Source organism: Pseudomonas sp. LTGT-11-2Z, from assembly GCF_003691445.1.
Lineage (GTDB): Bacteria > Pseudomonadota > Gammaproteobacteria > Pseudomonadales > Pseudomonadaceae > Aquipseudomonas > Aquipseudomonas monteilii.
Map to the genome: position 1 here is coordinate 3,131,018 of NZ_CP033104.1, position 13,959 is coordinate 3,144,976.

The 13,959-nt window shown below is 62.2% G+C and carries 13 protein-coding genes and 1 pseudogene; 7 read left to right on the forward strand and 7 right to left on the reverse strand.

The genetic code is table 11. The annotated features are described in order from the left end of the window. Positions 1 to 8 precede the first annotated feature (8 nt). From D8767_RS14600 to paaY, 7 genes are all read right to left on the reverse strand, one after another. The gene (locus D8767_RS14600) at positions 9 to 1,472 is read right to left on the reverse strand and encodes an AMP-binding protein (RefSeq protein WP_016715204.1); all 1,464 of its coding nucleotides are present in this window, start codon (positions 1,470 to 1,472) and stop codon (positions 9 to 11) included. Then, positions 1,462 to 2,139, reverse strand: coding sequence for a thermostable hemolysin (locus D8767_RS14605; protein ID WP_016715205.1), 678 nt, complete (start codon positions 2,137 to 2,139; stop codon positions 1,462 to 1,464). The genes D8767_RS14600 and D8767_RS14605 overlap by 11 nt, the downstream gene beginning before the upstream one ends. Before the next feature lie 349 nt (positions 2,140 to 2,488). Continuing rightward, the gene (locus D8767_RS14610) at positions 2,489 to 3,187 is read right to left on the reverse strand and encodes an anti-sigma factor domain-containing protein (protein ID WP_016715206.1); all 699 of its coding nucleotides are present in this window, start codon (positions 3,185 to 3,187) and stop codon (positions 2,489 to 2,491) included. Beyond that, positions 3,184 to 3,732 (reverse strand): sigma-70 family RNA polymerase sigma factor, encoded by a 549-nt coding sequence (locus tag D8767_RS14615; protein ID WP_016715207.1) that lies wholly within the window; start codon positions 3,730 to 3,732, stop codon positions 3,184 to 3,186. The genes D8767_RS14610 and D8767_RS14615 overlap by 4 nt, the downstream gene beginning before the upstream one ends. A 103-nt stretch (positions 3,733 to 3,835) precedes the next feature. Next, the gene (locus tag D8767_RS14620) at positions 3,836 to 4,363 is read right to left on the reverse strand and encodes a DUF3455 domain-containing protein (RefSeq protein ID WP_016715208.1); all 528 of its coding nucleotides are present in this window, start codon (positions 4,361 to 4,363) and stop codon (positions 3,836 to 3,838) included. Between the two features lie 218 nt (positions 4,364 to 4,581). After that, entirely contained in the window at positions 4,582 to 5,505 is a 924-nt protein-coding gene (paaX, locus tag D8767_RS14625) for a phenylacetic acid degradation operon negative regulatory protein PaaX (protein WP_174442277.1), read from the reverse strand. A 77-nt stretch (positions 5,506 to 5,582) separates the two neighbouring features. Further along, complete coding sequence (gene paaY, locus D8767_RS14630) at positions 5,583 to 6,182, reverse strand: phenylacetic acid degradation protein PaaY (protein ID WP_016715210.1); 600 nt, start codon at positions 6,180 to 6,182, stop codon at positions 5,583 to 5,585. Between the two features lie 348 nt (positions 6,183 to 6,530). On the opposite strand from paaY, the gene paaF reads away from it, so the two are divergent. From paaF to paaA, 7 genes and pseudogenes are all read left to right on the forward strand, one after another. Next, the gene (paaF, locus tag D8767_RS14635; RefSeq protein WP_016715211.1) at positions 6,531 to 7,304 is read left to right on the forward strand and encodes a 2,3-dehydroadipyl-CoA hydratase PaaF; all 774 of its coding nucleotides are present in this window, start codon (positions 6,531 to 6,533) and stop codon (positions 7,302 to 7,304) included. A gap of 33 nt (positions 7,305 to 7,337) precedes the next feature. Next, a complete protein-coding gene (paaG, locus tag D8767_RS14640; protein WP_016715212.1) occupies positions 7,338 to 8,129 on the forward strand; it encodes a 2-(1,2-epoxy-1,2-dihydrophenyl)acetyl-CoA isomerase PaaG in 792 nt (263 codons plus the stop codon). Positions 8,130 to 8,131: 2 nt separating this feature from the next. After that, complete coding sequence (gene paaH, locus D8767_RS14645) at positions 8,132 to 9,649, forward strand: 3-hydroxyacyl-CoA dehydrogenase PaaH (RefSeq protein WP_029380341.1); 1,518 nt, start codon at positions 8,132 to 8,134, stop codon at positions 9,647 to 9,649. Further along, positions 9,642 to 10,082: a hydroxyphenylacetyl-CoA thioesterase PaaI gene (gene paaI / locus D8767_RS14650; protein ID WP_016715214.1), complete on the forward strand. Its 441-nt coding sequence runs from the start codon at positions 9,642 to 9,644 to the stop codon at positions 10,080 to 10,082. Before paaH ends, paaI begins: the two co-directional genes overlap by 8 nt. After that, positions 10,075 to 11,295 carry a 3-oxoadipyl-CoA thiolase gene (gene pcaF / locus D8767_RS14655; protein WP_016715215.1) on the forward strand — a complete coding sequence of 407 codons (1,221 nt, stop codon included), beginning with the start codon at positions 10,075 to 10,077 and terminating at the stop codon, positions 11,293 to 11,295. The genes paaI and pcaF overlap by 8 nt, the downstream gene beginning before the upstream one ends. Positions 11,296 to 11,416: 121 nt before the next feature. Next, a pseudogene (gene paaK / locus D8767_RS14660) lies at positions 11,417 to 12,736 on the forward strand (phenylacetate--CoA ligase PaaK). 212 nt (positions 12,737 to 12,948) lie between these two features. Next, on the forward strand, positions 12,949 to 13,938 hold the full coding sequence (gene paaA, locus D8767_RS14665; protein ID WP_016715217.1) for a 1,2-phenylacetyl-CoA epoxidase subunit PaaA: 990 nt from the start codon (positions 12,949 to 12,951) through the stop codon (positions 13,936 to 13,938). Positions 13,939 to 13,959: the final 21 nt, after the last annotated feature.

The window sequence follows — 13,959 nt, forward strand, 5'->3', positions numbered from 1 at the left end:
GGCAGACCTCACAAAGGGATGTCGGATAACAGGGAGTGGTAACGCCGCAGGATGGCCTCGCGGCGCGGGCGGCCATTGGCGGTCAGTGTGTCGTCGGTACTGGACAGGGGGCACGGCAGGCGACGCCAGGCATGGACCCTGGCGTAGTCCGGCAGCAAGGCATTGCACTGCTGCACAGCCTTGTCGATGAGGGTGTCGGGGGTAGCGGGGTCCAGCGGCCAGAGCAATGCCAGGTTCTTTGGCAGGGCCTCGCCATGTACGAACGCCTGGGCGATCACGCCGCTCTGGGTCAGTTCGGCCTCCACCCATTCCGGGTTGACGTTGCGCCCGAAGCTGGTGATGAACTGGTGTTTCTTGCGGCCATCGAGGTACAGGTAGCCCTCCTCGTCGAAATGGCCTAGGTCGCCGGTGGCCCACCAGCTATCGCAGACGGGTGGTTCCTCCAGATAGCCGAGCAGCACCGAGCCCGCCACCAGTACCTCCCCGTCCTCGGCGATCCGCACCTGCACATGGGGCAGCGGCTTGCCGACACTGCCGCGGCGGGTTGCCCCCGGCCGGTTCAAGGCCACCACCGAAGCACACTCTGACAAGCCATAGCCCTCGAACACCGGCAGGCCGATCGCTTCGGCGCGGGCCAGCAAGCTGGGTGCCACACGGGCACCGCCGACCGCAACGAACCGTAGCGCCCCCACCCGCATCAGCCCACGCTCGATAGCAGTGATCAGCCCCATCAACAGCTGCGGCACCAGAATCAGGCTCTGCGCGCCGCTCAGGGCGATGGCCCCCAGCAAGCGCTTGAAATCGACCTGGCTTGCACCGCCCATGCCCAGTTGCGCCTGGGGGTAAAGCAGCACACTCGCCCTGGCCATCAATGCGGCGTAGACACCAAGGTTTTCAAGCAGCACGCCCAGCGGCAGCACCGCCAGGTAACGCTGAGGTTCACTGGGCCGGCTGGCCACCTCCAGTTCCCGGGCGACACGCAACAGGGCCGCAGCAGAAAGGCACACGCCTTTGGGCTTGCCCGTGCTGCCGGAGGTGTAGGTGATCTTGGCGGTACCTTCAGGCAGCGCTGCAGCGGGCTCTGCCTCGCGAACCCAGAACACGTCCTGCTGAACGAACCCCAGTTCGGCGAGCGTACCGTGCCATTGCGGGTCGCACAGCACATGGCTGGCGCCACTCTGCTCGATGCAATGGCTGAACTGGGCAACACTGAAGAACGACGGCACGATTACACAAGGACGCTCGGCAAACAGCGCCGCCAAATCCCAGAACACCAACTGCGGGCTGCTATCCAGCGCCAGTACCAGAGGGCCTGGCGAACACGTACGCAAGCCGTGGGTGCGCAACCCCACCTCTGCCAGTAGCTGCCTGTAGGTGAAGCGCTCAGTCGCCCCTTGCACGGCAATGGCGTCACCGTGATCGCGGGAAAACGTGACCAGCAGTTGATGGAAGCGCTCCAGTTCATGCGGCATGACCAGTCTCCTGGAAGGCGGTTGGCAATCCTAGGCGCTGAAACACCCCAGCCTTGCTCAAGGCATCGAAGCCATGACCAATGCTGCCGGCAAAGACTTGCGGATGCTGAGCGTAGTAGGTACCCCATTGGTCCACCTGCCCATTCAGCCGAGCCGGGTCGGCCGCCGCCAGTACCGATGGCACCAACCCCAGGCGCTGGAAGCTGTTGATCAGTGTCGTCGCGCCGGTGAATGCCACCCACTTCAGGCCCCGTGTAGCCAATAGCCAGGTCACCGCTATGATCATGATTCGCGCGCTACCGGCACTGAGCGAGGCCAGGTTGCCGACTTCGACCATGCACTCACGCTCAATGGGGCAGCCCGCTACGCGTGAAACTGCAGCTTCCAGCGGCTCATCTAGGTAGTGCTCGAGAAACAGCGGCCCGCTGCTGGCCGGGCGCAAGCCTGCGGCAGCAATCAGCCGACCATGGCTGTCATGCAGCGCCAGCAGTTCTGGCAGGTAATGCTGCACATCAGCGTGGTGCACGCTGGCAAAACACTGATGAATGAAGTGCTCCAGCTCATCGCGGCCAGGGTCCTTGTGCAGATGAAGCGACAAGTGGGCCTGATGGTCGACGTGGCTGCCGATAGGCAATGGGAGCAGGCCGCTCCACTGAGACTGGGTCATGAAACTCCCCCCGTTGGCTTGATGGGGGGAGTATCAGTGGTCAATCTGAAGGGAATCTGAAGTCACGGATTCGACCTTGGTCGCAGTGCGCGTGCTGATCGTTGGAGACAGCAGTCAGCGCGCTAAGAGCGGCCACTCCTTGGTCACAATGGGGTCAGCATTGCTGCTTTATAATCAGTCGGAACGCTCCGAATGTTGAGGTCCAGACGTCGATAGCGCATAAACAGGCTTATACGCGAATGCGCCTGGGCAAGAATGCGTATTGGACGGGGAGCAAAATTCCCCTGCTTGGGAGCTATCGCCAAAGGCTGCTATCGACCCATAGCGGTCAGTGGTTGCAGACCTTTGGTCAGATCACTTTTACCGCGCGGCCAATGAACTTCACTGGGCCCGTAGGCAGCCCGGTAGGCGAACCGCCAGATTTCTCCAGTGTCAGTTCGAACAATTGGTTGGCCTCTAGCGGTGGCAGGCTCTGTAGCGGAACACGATAGGGCTCCCCGGGTTTGACTAGGCCCAGTGAAACCGGTGCTTGCCACTGTTCGCCCTTGGTCCAGAACTGAAGGGCCATGCCTTCGGGGACAGCATCCTGGCCAAGCGGGATCAGCTCTATCATGCGGCTATCGCTGGTCTGCACCACCCAGCCGGCAGTTTGGCTGTTCGGCGCCACCAATACCACCACGAATTGGGTGGTCGGCGGGGGCGCAGTAAGCAATGTAAACGCCAGGACCGCGCTTGCAGCCAGCCCCGCAGCACTCAGCCCATGCCACAGGCCGAGGCGTCGCCACCATTTAACTTGCTGCTGTGTGGCAGGTGCGGCCATTTCATTCAGGCTGCGCTGGATGCGGCCCCACAGGCGGGCGCTTGGAGGTTGCGGCGCAGCCAGCGCGGTCAGCTCCAGCAAACGTGCTTCCCAGGCATTCACTGCGGCGCGCAAAGCCGTGTCGTTGACCAGGCGCTCGGCCACTGTGGCGTGTTGCTGTGGCGACAGGGTTCCCAGCACGAACTCGCCGGCGAGGCTATCCAGTTCCTCGGCAGTATCCGGCTTCATTCCAGGCATTCCCGCAATGCCTTTAGGCTGCGCTTGATCCAGGCTTTGACGGTGCCCAATGGCGCTCCCAGCAGCCCGGCGATTTCGGCGTGGCTGCAGCCGTCCACATAAGCGTGCAGGATGCAACGCTGTGGTGCAGGCTGCAGTTTTTCAAGGCAACGGTAGATCTTCGCCGACCCTGACCAGAGGTCAACGTCATCGAATCCCCCGTGCAATGTGGGCGTCGTATCCATATCGGCTTCGTCCAGCACGGTTTCACGGCGTGAGTCGCGGATCGAATTCAGTGCCAGGTGTCGGGTGATGCTGTAGATCCAGCCGCGCGCAGAGCCGCGTGCGGGGTCGAAGCTGGCGGAGCGGGTCCAGATACGGATAAAGGCATCGTGGACGATGTCTTCTGCGCTGGCGTCGTCACGCGCGATGCGCCGGGCAACGCCCAGCAGGCGCGCGCCTTCGTGGTCGTAAAGCGCCTGCAGGGCACGCCGGTCACCCTGTGCGCAGGCCTCCAGGCAGCGGTTGAAGTCGAAGGGGGCGACAGGCGAGTTCAACGTGTGCAGCTTCCTTGTGTCATGCAAGGTACCCCGGCCATCCAGCCGGGGGCTTGCCAACGAGCATAGATGAACGATTGCAAGGCGTCTGCTCAAGTGCGTCTTAATTGGCTGTCCAGAACACATAGTCGGCCTGGTACATGACGACCTGCCTAGCACCTTTGTTCTGCGCCGTACAGTCACTTGCCGGCGCCACGCCGCCGCGGGTGGCCAGGCGCTGGATGTAGCTGACGCCCTGCATGGCGCCTTTGCCTTCGGCCAGGTTGGCCTTGACCAGTTGATAAGGTATAGCGCCCTTGTCTGCAGGTGCCACCGCCACCTGGGTGCCGGTGACTTTTGATCCGTCCTTGGCCTGCCAGGTGGCGGGTGGGCCGAAGTAGTCGCCCACCTGTCTGCCGGCACGGTCATTGAGCGTGGCCTTGGGGCCTACGAAGGTCCATTCGGTCTGGCCAGGGGTGTTGGCCTTGTCGCGGCACTCGTAGGTGATCTCGCCGACGCCGACGGTCTCGAGCAAGACGCGATGACCATCGGGGACCTTGACCGCATCTGGCAGCGCGGTTTGGGCGTGAGCGGGTTGCAGCGCCAGGGCGAGGCAGCAGGCGAGCAGGCAGACGGAGGGTTTGAGGCTCATGGGTAGTGCTCCTGACAGGTCATTTGGCTGGGCAGTCACAGGCCGCCCATAAGCAATACCCGCCAACGGCCGGACTGGATGCACTGAATGGGTAAAAAACGGGTTTCGCCCATCAGCACCGACAGCTAACGCCCCCTCTTAATACAGGTGAGTAATCTCATCTGTATTCATTTAGCGTAGTTATATAAAAAGGACGGATAACTGCCCACTCTTTACCCTTACGCCAATCCACCAAACCGCTTGTAGAAGCTCTCGTTAACATCGGGCAATGGACCGTCAGCCGTCTCCAGTGCTGCGTTCAGCCATTCCTCTGCCTTGGCAAACACCAACCGATAGAGGTTACGGCACAGCTGTCGTGCGGCCCTTCCCTCCCAGTCCCCTGGTAGTAACTCCTCTGGCAGTTGCGGGTCGCGTAACAGCAAGCGGCGGTACTCGTGAATCAGCAGCGTGCGTGCCAGGAAGCAATCTTGCGCATCAAGCACCGTCTGCTCTTTCAGCACCTGCCACAGCGGTCTGAACAGCTGGATGAACTCGCTGTACTGCTGTCCCAGCTCGTCGATACGCCAGCTCTCCCGCACCTGGGCGCGCATGGCTTTTGACGCAAGTACTTCCTGTGTGTGGGTTTCAAAGACAATGCTGTCGTCGCTGGCCTCGAGTTCGCGCAACGTGGCAGCCAGGTCGGCACGGTCTGCCCGCGGGCAACCCAACAGGTTCGGCGCCATTACACCAAACCCCTGCCACTCCAGCTCTTCACGCAAGGCCTTGCGTTTACCTGCCTCCAGTTGCGACAGCAGCACTAGCGTCCACGCCCCGTCCCAAGCGGGTTGGCTTGGGCTGTAGACGCGTTTGAAGGCTTTCTCGAAGCGTCTTCGACCCGTGCCCGTCAGGCTGTAGTAACTGCGCCGACCAACCTTTTCAGCCGTGAGCCAACCTTCTTTGGTCAGGCGAAAGATCGATGTGCGAATCAGCCGTTCATTGATGCCGATAGGCTCCAGCAGGTTGATCAGGCTACCTAGCCAAACGGTACCGCCGTGGGGCTCGATGGCATCGCCGTACAAGGTGATGATCAGGGAGCTGGCGCGGATCGGCGTCTGCTCCTGGAAGCGAGTGATCAAGTTGTTCAGTGGGGCAAGATTGCTCATGGGCGAACTGTGCGCGGATAAAGCACCGACTATACCTGTGCGGCGGGCCGCCTGGCCATTGCGTGACGCAAGCAGGCTCATGCCGTCGCCTGGCCTTTGGGCCTGATGCCTGTGTCTTCCATACGCAGCCGCCCTGCTTCAACCTCGGCCAGTGGCGAGCATTCGACCATGGTGTTCATGCAGCGCTGCGCCAACTGCTGGTATTGCGCAGTGCCGCGCTGCTTCCAAGCCAGCTCCTGCTCGCTCAGGCGCCGTTTCATCTGGGCTGGCGAGCCCATTACAAGGCTTTGAGCTTCGCACTCGAAGCCGGCTTTGACGAAGCTGGTAGCCGCTACGATGCAGCGCGGTGCGATATGGGCACCATCCATCACCACCGCATTCATCCCGATCAAGGCGTCCTCGCCTACTCGGCACCCGTGCAACACGGCGCCATGTCCGATATGCCCGTTGCGTTCTACCACGGTATCGCCGCCCGGAAAGCCATGCATTACGCAGGTGTCCTGCAGGTTGGCACCCTCCTCCAGCACGATACGGCCGAAATCTCCCCGCAGCGATGCCAATGGGCCTATGTAGCAACCAGGGCCGACGATGACGTCGCCGATCAGCACTGCACTGGGGTGTACGTAGGCTGATGGATGCACCACGGGCGTCAGGCCGTCCAGTCGATAACAAGGCATGGTAAAACTCCTGAAATGTCTTTGTATGCAGTTAGATCTTGTATCACAAGCAGTTTGCTCGTCAATCGTGTATCGCTTCTCTGGTGGGTGAAAAATCGGGATAAATCTAGCTATAACTGTGATTAATAGCTAGATGAAACGTTTAATCGAAAGCTCGTCGATGCCTGTTTTTGAGGCTTAAAATCGCATAAAGAGATACGCAATTGAATTTTTAACATTGCGTAGTGGTATCGCTTGGTGCATATACTGGCTGCACTTGGTCGTGACCCAGCATCACGCCTTGCAAAAAACAAATCCAAGAAATGCCGGCGCCACGATGTGCCGTGCGTGTAGCCAGAGGAACCCGACATGCCGCGATATCTCGATGTGCAGGCGCCCGAACTTGGCGTTCAGCTCATCACCTTGCAACGGCCTGAGGCCCTGAATGCCTTGTGTACCGAGCTACTGGCAGAGCTGGCTGCGGCCTTGAAGCTTGCCGAGGGCGACGAGCAGATACGCGCCGTAGTGATTACTGGCAGCCCCAAGGCATTTGCCGCAGGTGCCGACATCCGTGAGATGGCCGAGCGCGATCTGGTCGGCATTCTCAACGACCCTCGTGTAGCCCATTGGCAAGCGATCGCTGCATTCGCCAAGCCGCTGATTGCCGCCGTGAACGGCTATGCACTGGGTGGCGGTTGCGAGCTGGTGATGTGTGCCGACATCGTCATTGCCGGTACCGACGCCCGTTTCGGCCAGCCGGAAATCAACCTCGGCATCATCCCCGGCGCCGGCGGCACCCAGCGCCTGTTGCGCGCCGTCGGCAAGCCGTTGGCCATGCAGATGGTGTTGACAGGTGAAGCGATCTCCGCCCACCACGCCCTGCAGGCCGGCCTGGTCAGCGAAACCACTCAACCCGAACTCACCGTGGAACGCGCCCTGCAGGTTGCCCGCAGCATTGCCGCCAAGGCGCCCCTGGCTGTGCGTCTGGGCAAGGAGGCGTTACTGAAAGCCGGCGACACCGACCTGGCCAGCGGCCTGCGTTTCGAACGGCATGCGTTCACCCTGCTTGCCGGTACCGCCGACCGCGATGAAGGCATCCGAGCATTCCAGGAAAAGCGCCAGGCCCGCTTCCAGGGCCGCTGACCATTTTCCCTCGACTGACGGAGCGAGTCTGTCATGACTTTCCAGCACATCCTGTTTTCCATCGAGGACGGCGTCGCCCTCCTCTCGCTTAACCGCCCCGAGCAACTGAACAGCTTCAACACCGCCATGCACCTGGAAGTGCGCGAGGCACTCAAGCAAGTACGCCAGAGCAGTGACGCGCGGGTGCTGCTGCTGACCGGCGAAGGCCGTGGCTTCTGCGCCGGCCAGGACCTGTCCGACCGCAACGTTGCCCCAGGTGCCGAAATGCCAGACCTTGGCGAGTCCATCGACAGGTTTTACAACCCGCTGGTGCGCACACTGCGCGACCTGCCGCTGCCGGTGATCTGTGCGGTCAACGGCGTGGCCGCTGGCGCCGGTGCCAACATACCGCTGGCCTGCGACCTGGTACTGGCTGCCCGCTCTGCAAGCTTCATTCAGGCGTTCTGCAAGATCGGCCTGGTGCCGGACTCGGGTGGTACCTGGCTGCTGCCGCGCCTGGTCGGCATGGCACGGGCCAAGGCCCTGGCCATGCTGGGCGACCGCCTTGGCGCCGAACAGGCCCAGCAGTGGGGGCTGATCCATCGCGTAGTGGACGATGCCGCGCTGCGTGACGAGGCCCTCACCCTCGCCCGCCAGCTTGCCACCCAGCCCACTTACGGTCTGGCCCTGATCAAGCGCGGCCTCAATGCCAGCTTCGACAATGGCTTCGATGAGCAGCTGGAGCTGGAACGTGATCTGCAGCGCCTAGCCGGGCGCAGCGAAGACTACCGCGAAGGCGTGAGCGCCTTCATGAACAAGCGCACGCCAGATTTCAAGGGGTGCTGAACATGAGTCCACTCGAAAGCGATGTGCAGGTGGCGGTGATCGGTGCGGGTGCCATGGGGGCCGGCATCGCCCAGGTCGCGGCCCAGGCCGGTCACCCGGTGAAACTGTACGACAACCGCCCAGGGGCTGCTGCCCAGGCTGTGGCCGGTATTGATCGGCAACTCACCCGGCTAGTGGAAAAAGGCAAGTTGCAGGCAGCCGAACACGAAATGATCCGCCTGCGGCTATGCCCGGTCGACACCCTTGAAGCATTGGCTGATGCCGGCTTGGTGATCGAAGCCATTGTCGAGAACCTGCAGGTCAAGCAGACGCTATTGCGTCAGATCGAAGCCCTGTGCGCCGACGATTGCATACTGGCCAGCAACACCTCGTCGTTATCCATCACCAGCTTGGCCGCCGGCCTTGCACGCCCGCAACAGGTCGTTGGCATGCACTTCTTCAACCCGGCGCCGCTGATGGCATTAGTCGAAGTGGTGTCGGGCCTGGCAACCGAACCGGCAGTGGCCTCTTGCATCTACGCTACCGCCCAGGCCTGGGGTAAACAGCCAGTGCACACGCGCTCGACACCGGGCTTTATCGTCAACCGTGTGGCGCGGCCTTTCTATGCCGAAAGCCTGCGCCTGTTGCAGGAAGGTGCCGCCGACTGCGCCAGCCTCGATGCACTGTTACGCGATGCGGGTGGTTTCCGGATGGGGGCGTTCGAACTCACCGACCTGATAGGCCACGACGTCAACTACGCCGTCACCTGCTCGGTGTTCGATGCGTTCTATGGAGATTTCCGCTTCCAGCCTTCGTTGGTGCAAAAAGAGCTGGTGGATGCCGGACGCCTTGGCCGCAAGACTGGCCAAGGCTTTTATAGCTATGCCGAAGGCGCCGAACGGCCAACACCTGCTGAACTGTGCAGCCTCACCAGCGCCGAAGCCTGCGTCATCGAGGGGCACCTGGGTGTAATGCAGCCACTGGTAGAGCGCCTGAGCCTCAACGGCATCGCTGTCACCCGGCGTGCAGGTAGCGGTGTGATCCTGGTCGGCGATGCCACCCTGGCACTGTCCGATGGCCGCCTCGCCAGCCAGCGCGCCCGTGAAGACGGCCTGCGCAACCTGGTGTTGCTCGACCTCGCACTGGACTACAGCACGGCCACGCGAATAGCCATCAGCTGGTCGGCGGACATCACCGAAAGCGCACGCGACCACGCCGTGGCCCTGCTGCAGCGCGCCGGGCTCAAGGTCACGGCGGTCGCCGACCTGCCCGGCCTGGTGGTACTGCGCACCGTGGCAATGATTGCAAACGAAGCCGCCGATGCCGTGCTGCAAGGTGTCGGCAGCGCCGCCGACATCGACTTGGCCATGCGCGCCGGCGTCAATTACCCCTGCGGCCCGCTGGCTTGGGCCGGGAATATAGGTATTGCCCACACCCTGCGCGTGCTCGACAACCTGCAGCGCAGCTACGGCGAGAGCCGTTACCGCCCTTCCCTGTTGTTACGCCGCTGCGAAGCCAAAGGAGGCACCCTGCATGACTGAAGTGGAACTGGCACACGCCTGTGCCGACGCCATGTACGCCCGCGACCAAGCCACCCAGAGCCTGGGTATTACCCTGCTGGATGCCGGCCCAGGCAGGGCCAGCCTGCGCATGCCGGTTCGTGCCGACATGATCCAGGGTCATGGCACCTGCCATGGCGGCTTCCTGTTCGCGCTGGCCGACTCGGCATTTGCCTTCGCCTGTAACAGCTACGATGAGGCCACCGTGGCGCTGGGCTGCAGCATCGACTACCTGACCCCAGCGTTGCGCGATGACGTGCTCTGCGCCCACGCCAGCGAGGTCAGCCGCAAGGGCCGCACCGGCCTGTACGACGTGCGCATCGATAACCAGCGCGGTGAGCTGGTGGCGATGTTCCATGGCAAATCCTACAAAGTGCGCGGCACCGTGCTGGCGCAGGAGACGCAAGATGAATGAACACACTCTGCCCGATGCCTTGATCATCGACGCCGTGCGCACCCCTATTGGCCGCTACGCCGGCGCCTTGAGCGGCGTGCGAGCCGATGACCTCGCTGCAATCCCGCTCAAGGCGTTGATCCAGCGTCACCCCGAACTGGACTGGAAAGCCGTCGATGACGTCATGCTCGGCTGTGCCAACCAGGCCGGTGAAGACAACCGCAACGTGGCGCACATGGCCAGCCTGTTGGCCGGGCTGCCACTCGAAGTGCCTGGGACCACCATCAACCGCCTGTGCGGTTCCGGCCTGGATGCCATCGGCAATGCAGCCCGCGCCCTGCGCTGTGGTGAAGCTGGGCTGATGCTGGCGGGTGGCGTGGAATCAATGTCCCGTGCGCCATTTGTGATGGGCAAGTCAGAGCAGGCATTCGGTCGTGCCGCCGAGCTGTTCGACACCACCATCGGCTGGCGTTTCGTCAACCCGCTCATGAAAGCCGCCTACGGTACCGATTCGATGCCGGAAACGGCCGAGAATGTGGCGCAACAGTTCGGTATTTCGCGCACCGACCAGGATGCATTCGCCCTGCGTAGCCAGCACAAGGCAGCGCTGGCTCAGGCCCGCGGCCGCCTGGCCCGGGAAATCGTGCCGGTCGAAATCCCGCAGCGCAAAGGCCCGCCCAAAGTGATTGAGCACGACGAGCACCCACGCGCCGATACCACGCTCGAGCAACTGGCCCGGCTTGGGACGCCTTTCCGTGAAGGCGGCAGCGTAACAGCGGGCAACGCCTCCGGGGTCAATGACGGTGCCTGCGCCCTGCTGCTGGCCAGTAGCGCGGCTGCCCGCCAACACGGCCTCAAGGCGCGCGGCCGTATCGCCGGCATGGCCGTGGCCGGGGTCGAGCCCCGGCTGATGGGCATCGGCCCGGTACCGGCAACCCGCAAGGTGCTGGAATTGACGGGTTTGTCGCTGGCCGACCTCGACGTCATCGAGCTTAACGAGGCCTTTGCGGCCCAGGGCCTGGCGGTGTTGCGCGAACTGGGCCTGGCCGATGACGACCCGAGGGTGAACCGCAACGGCGGTGCCATTGCCCTGGGTCACCCACTGGGCATGAGCGGTGCACGCCTGGTAACCACTGCCTTGCATGAGCTGGAAGAAACCGCCGGCCGCTACGCCCTGTGCACCATGTGCATCGGCGTTGGCCAAGGCATTGCGATGATCATCGAACGCCTCTGAGCGGATCAGACCATCTGCCTGTTACCCAACCGAACGCAGCCATATATGCTGCGCTCATGACACTCACCGCGCGGCCTGCAACCGGTCCCGCGCGGCGTACAAGAACAATTCGAGTGAAGCCATGAACATGTACCATGATGCCGATCGTGCCCTGCTGGACCCGATGGAAACCGCCAGCGTCGATGCCCTGCGTCAGCACCAGCTGGAGCGGCTGCGCTGGAGCCTGCAGCACGCCTACGACAATGTGCCGCTGTACCGCAAGCGCTTTGCCGAATGCGGCGCCCACCCCGACGACCTCAAAAGCCTTGAAGACCTGGCAAAGTTCCCCTTCACCGGCAAGAACGACCTGCGTGACAACTACCCCTACGGAATGTTTGCCGTGCCTCAGGAAGAGGTGGTGCGCCTGCACGCCTCAAGCGGCACTACAGGCAAGCCGACAGTGGTTGGCTATACGCAGAATGACATCGACACCTGGGCCAATGTGGTCGCCCGCTCGATCCGCGCGGCCGGAGGGCGTAAAGGTGACAAGGTGCACGTTTCTTACGGCTATGGGCTTTTCACGGGCGGCCTTGGCGCGCATTAGGGCGCCGAGCGCCTGGGCTGTACGGTAATCCCGATGTCCGGCGGCCAGACCGAGAAGCAGGTGCAGCTGATTCGCGACTTCCAGCCTGACATCATCATGGTCACCCCCTCCTACATGCTCAACCTGGCTGACGAGATCGAGCGCCAGGGCATCGACCCGCACGACCTCAAGCTGCGGCTGGGCATTTTCGGTGCTGAACCCTGGACCGACGAGCTGCGCCGCTCGATCGAAGGGCGACTGGGCATCAATGCCCTCGACATCTATGGCCTGTCGGAAATCATGGGCCCTGGGGTGGCGATGGAGTGCATCGAAACCAAGGACGGCCCGACCATCTGGGAAGACCACTTCTACCCCGAGATCATCGACCCGGTCACCGGCGCAGTGCTGCCAGACGGCCAGCTCGGCGAGCTGGTGTTCACCTCGCTTAGCAAAGAGGCGTTGCCGATGGTGCGCTACCGCACCCGCGACCTCACCCGCCTGCTACCAGGCACCGCTCGCCCTATGCGGCGGATCGGCAAGATTACCGGTCGCAGCGACGACATGCTGATCATTCGCGGGGTCAACGTGTTCCCGACCCAAATCGAGGAGCAGGTACTTAAAATAAAACAACTATCAGAGCTTTATGAGATTCATCTGTATCGTAATGGAAACCTGGACAGTGTCGAGGTGCACGTGGAGTTGCGCGGGGAGTGCCAGCACCTCGATGAAGGCCAGCGCAAGCAGGTGGTCGGTGAGCTGAGCAAGCAGATCAAGACCTACATTGGCATCAGCACCCAGGTGTACCTGCAGCCTTGTGGCACGCTTAAGCGCTCAGAGGGGAAGGCCTGCCACGTGTTTGATAAACGGTTGGCCAGCTGATTCATTCGGCTGCCTTTTCGGCCCCGGCTCAGTCCGGGGCTTTTTTTTGCGTGTTGCACGCCCTGACAGGGGCTGCGCGATCCCTGTGGCGGGTTTGCCCGCGAAGAGGCCTGAAAGCGATACACAAATCTTATTTGATACACAAGAAACAGTTTGACGTTATGTTTTGTATCGCTTACAAATGACTCATGCCTTAGCAGGAGTCGCAGCACATGTACGCACAGCTAGTGGAAACCGGAGTCAAGCGCGTCAAGTCGCTGGAAGAGATGTCGCCCGAGGAGCGCAACTTCCAGGAAAAGATCGACGCTGAAATCAAGATCGAAGCCAAGAACTGGATGCCCGAGGCCTACCGCCAGACCTTGATCCGGCAGATCTCCCAGCACGCCCATTCGGAAATCGTCGGCATGTTGCCCGAAGGCAACTGGGTCACCCGCGCCCCCAGCCTCAAGCGCAAGCTGCAACTGATGGCCAAGATCCAGGACGAAGCCGGCCACGGCCTCTACCTGTACAGCGCCATGGAAACCCTGGGCGCCGATCGCGACGAAGAAATCGCCAAGCTGCACAGCGGCAAGGCCAAGTATTCGAGCATCTTCAACTACCCCACGCTCAGCTGGGCCGACATGGGTGCCGTGGGCTGGCTGGTGGATGGCGCCGCCATCGTCAACCAGGTGGTCTTGCAGCGCACCTCCTACGGCCCCTACTCCCGCGCGATGATCCGTATCTGCAAGGAAGAAAGCTTCCATCAGCGCCAGGGCTACGAAATCCTCCTGACCATGATGCGCCACGGTACACAGGCCCAGCGCGACATGGTGCAGGACGCCATCAACCGCCTGTGGTGGCCCTCGCTGATGATGTTCGGCCCCAGCGACGAACATTCCCCCAACAGCGCCCAGTCCATGGCCTGGAAAATCAAGCGTCAGACCAACGATGAGCTGCGCCAGCGCTTCATCGACCAGACCGTGCCGCAGCTCGAACTGCTCGGCTGCACTGCCCCCGACCCCGAGCTGAAGTGGAACGCCGAACGCGGTCACTACGACTTTGGCGAAATCCAGTGGGACGAGTTCTACGAAGTGATCAAGGGCAATGGCCCGTGCAACCAGGAACGTGTCGCCACCCGGCGCAAGGCCATCGAGGACGGTGCCTGGGTACGCGAGGCCGCCGAGGCCTACGCGCGCAAGCAACAGAACAAGAACGCCGCCTGAGCGGCGATTGATGCGGAGATC

What these genes read in the sequence shown, in the direction of transcription:
- D8767_RS14605 (WP_016715205.1), bottom strand. Translation starts at nt 2,139, where the DNA reads ATGACCCAGTCTCAGTGGAGCGGCCTGCTCCCATTGCCTATCGGCAGC.
- paaI (WP_016715214.1), top strand. Translation starts at nt 9,642, where the DNA reads ATGACTGAAGTGGAACTGGCACACGCCTGTGCCGACGCCATGTACGCC.
- paaX (WP_174442277.1), bottom strand. Translation starts at nt 5,505, where the DNA reads ATGAGCAATCTTGCCCCACTGAACAACTTGATCACTCGCTTCCAGGAG.
- paaG (WP_016715212.1), top strand. Translation starts at nt 7,338, where the DNA reads ATGACTTTCCAGCACATCCTGTTTTCCATCGAGGACGGCGTCGCCCTC.
- D8767_RS14620 (WP_016715208.1), bottom strand. Translation starts at nt 4,363, where the DNA reads ATGAGCCTCAAACCCTCCGTCTGCCTGCTCGCCTGCTGCCTCGCCCTG.
- D8767_RS14600 (WP_016715204.1), bottom strand. Translation starts at nt 1,472, where the DNA reads ATGCCGCATGAACTGGAGCGCTTCCATCAACTGCTGGTCACGTTTTCC.
- paaA (WP_016715217.1), top strand. Translation starts at nt 12,949, where the DNA reads ATGTACGCACAGCTAGTGGAAACCGGAGTCAAGCGCGTCAAGTCGCTG.
- D8767_RS14610 (WP_016715206.1), bottom strand. Translation starts at nt 3,187, where the DNA reads ATGAAGCCGGATACTGCCGAGGAACTGGATAGCCTCGCCGGCGAGTTC.
- paaF (WP_016715211.1), top strand. Translation starts at nt 6,531, where the DNA reads ATGCCGCGATATCTCGATGTGCAGGCGCCCGAACTTGGCGTTCAGCTC.
- paaH (WP_029380341.1), top strand. Translation starts at nt 8,132, where the DNA reads ATGAGTCCACTCGAAAGCGATGTGCAGGTGGCGGTGATCGGTGCGGGT.
- pcaF (WP_016715215.1), top strand. Translation starts at nt 10,075, where the DNA reads ATGAATGAACACACTCTGCCCGATGCCTTGATCATCGACGCCGTGCGC.
- paaY (WP_016715210.1), bottom strand. Translation starts at nt 6,182, where the DNA reads ATGCCTTGTTATCGACTGGACGGCCTGACGCCCGTGGTGCATCCATCA.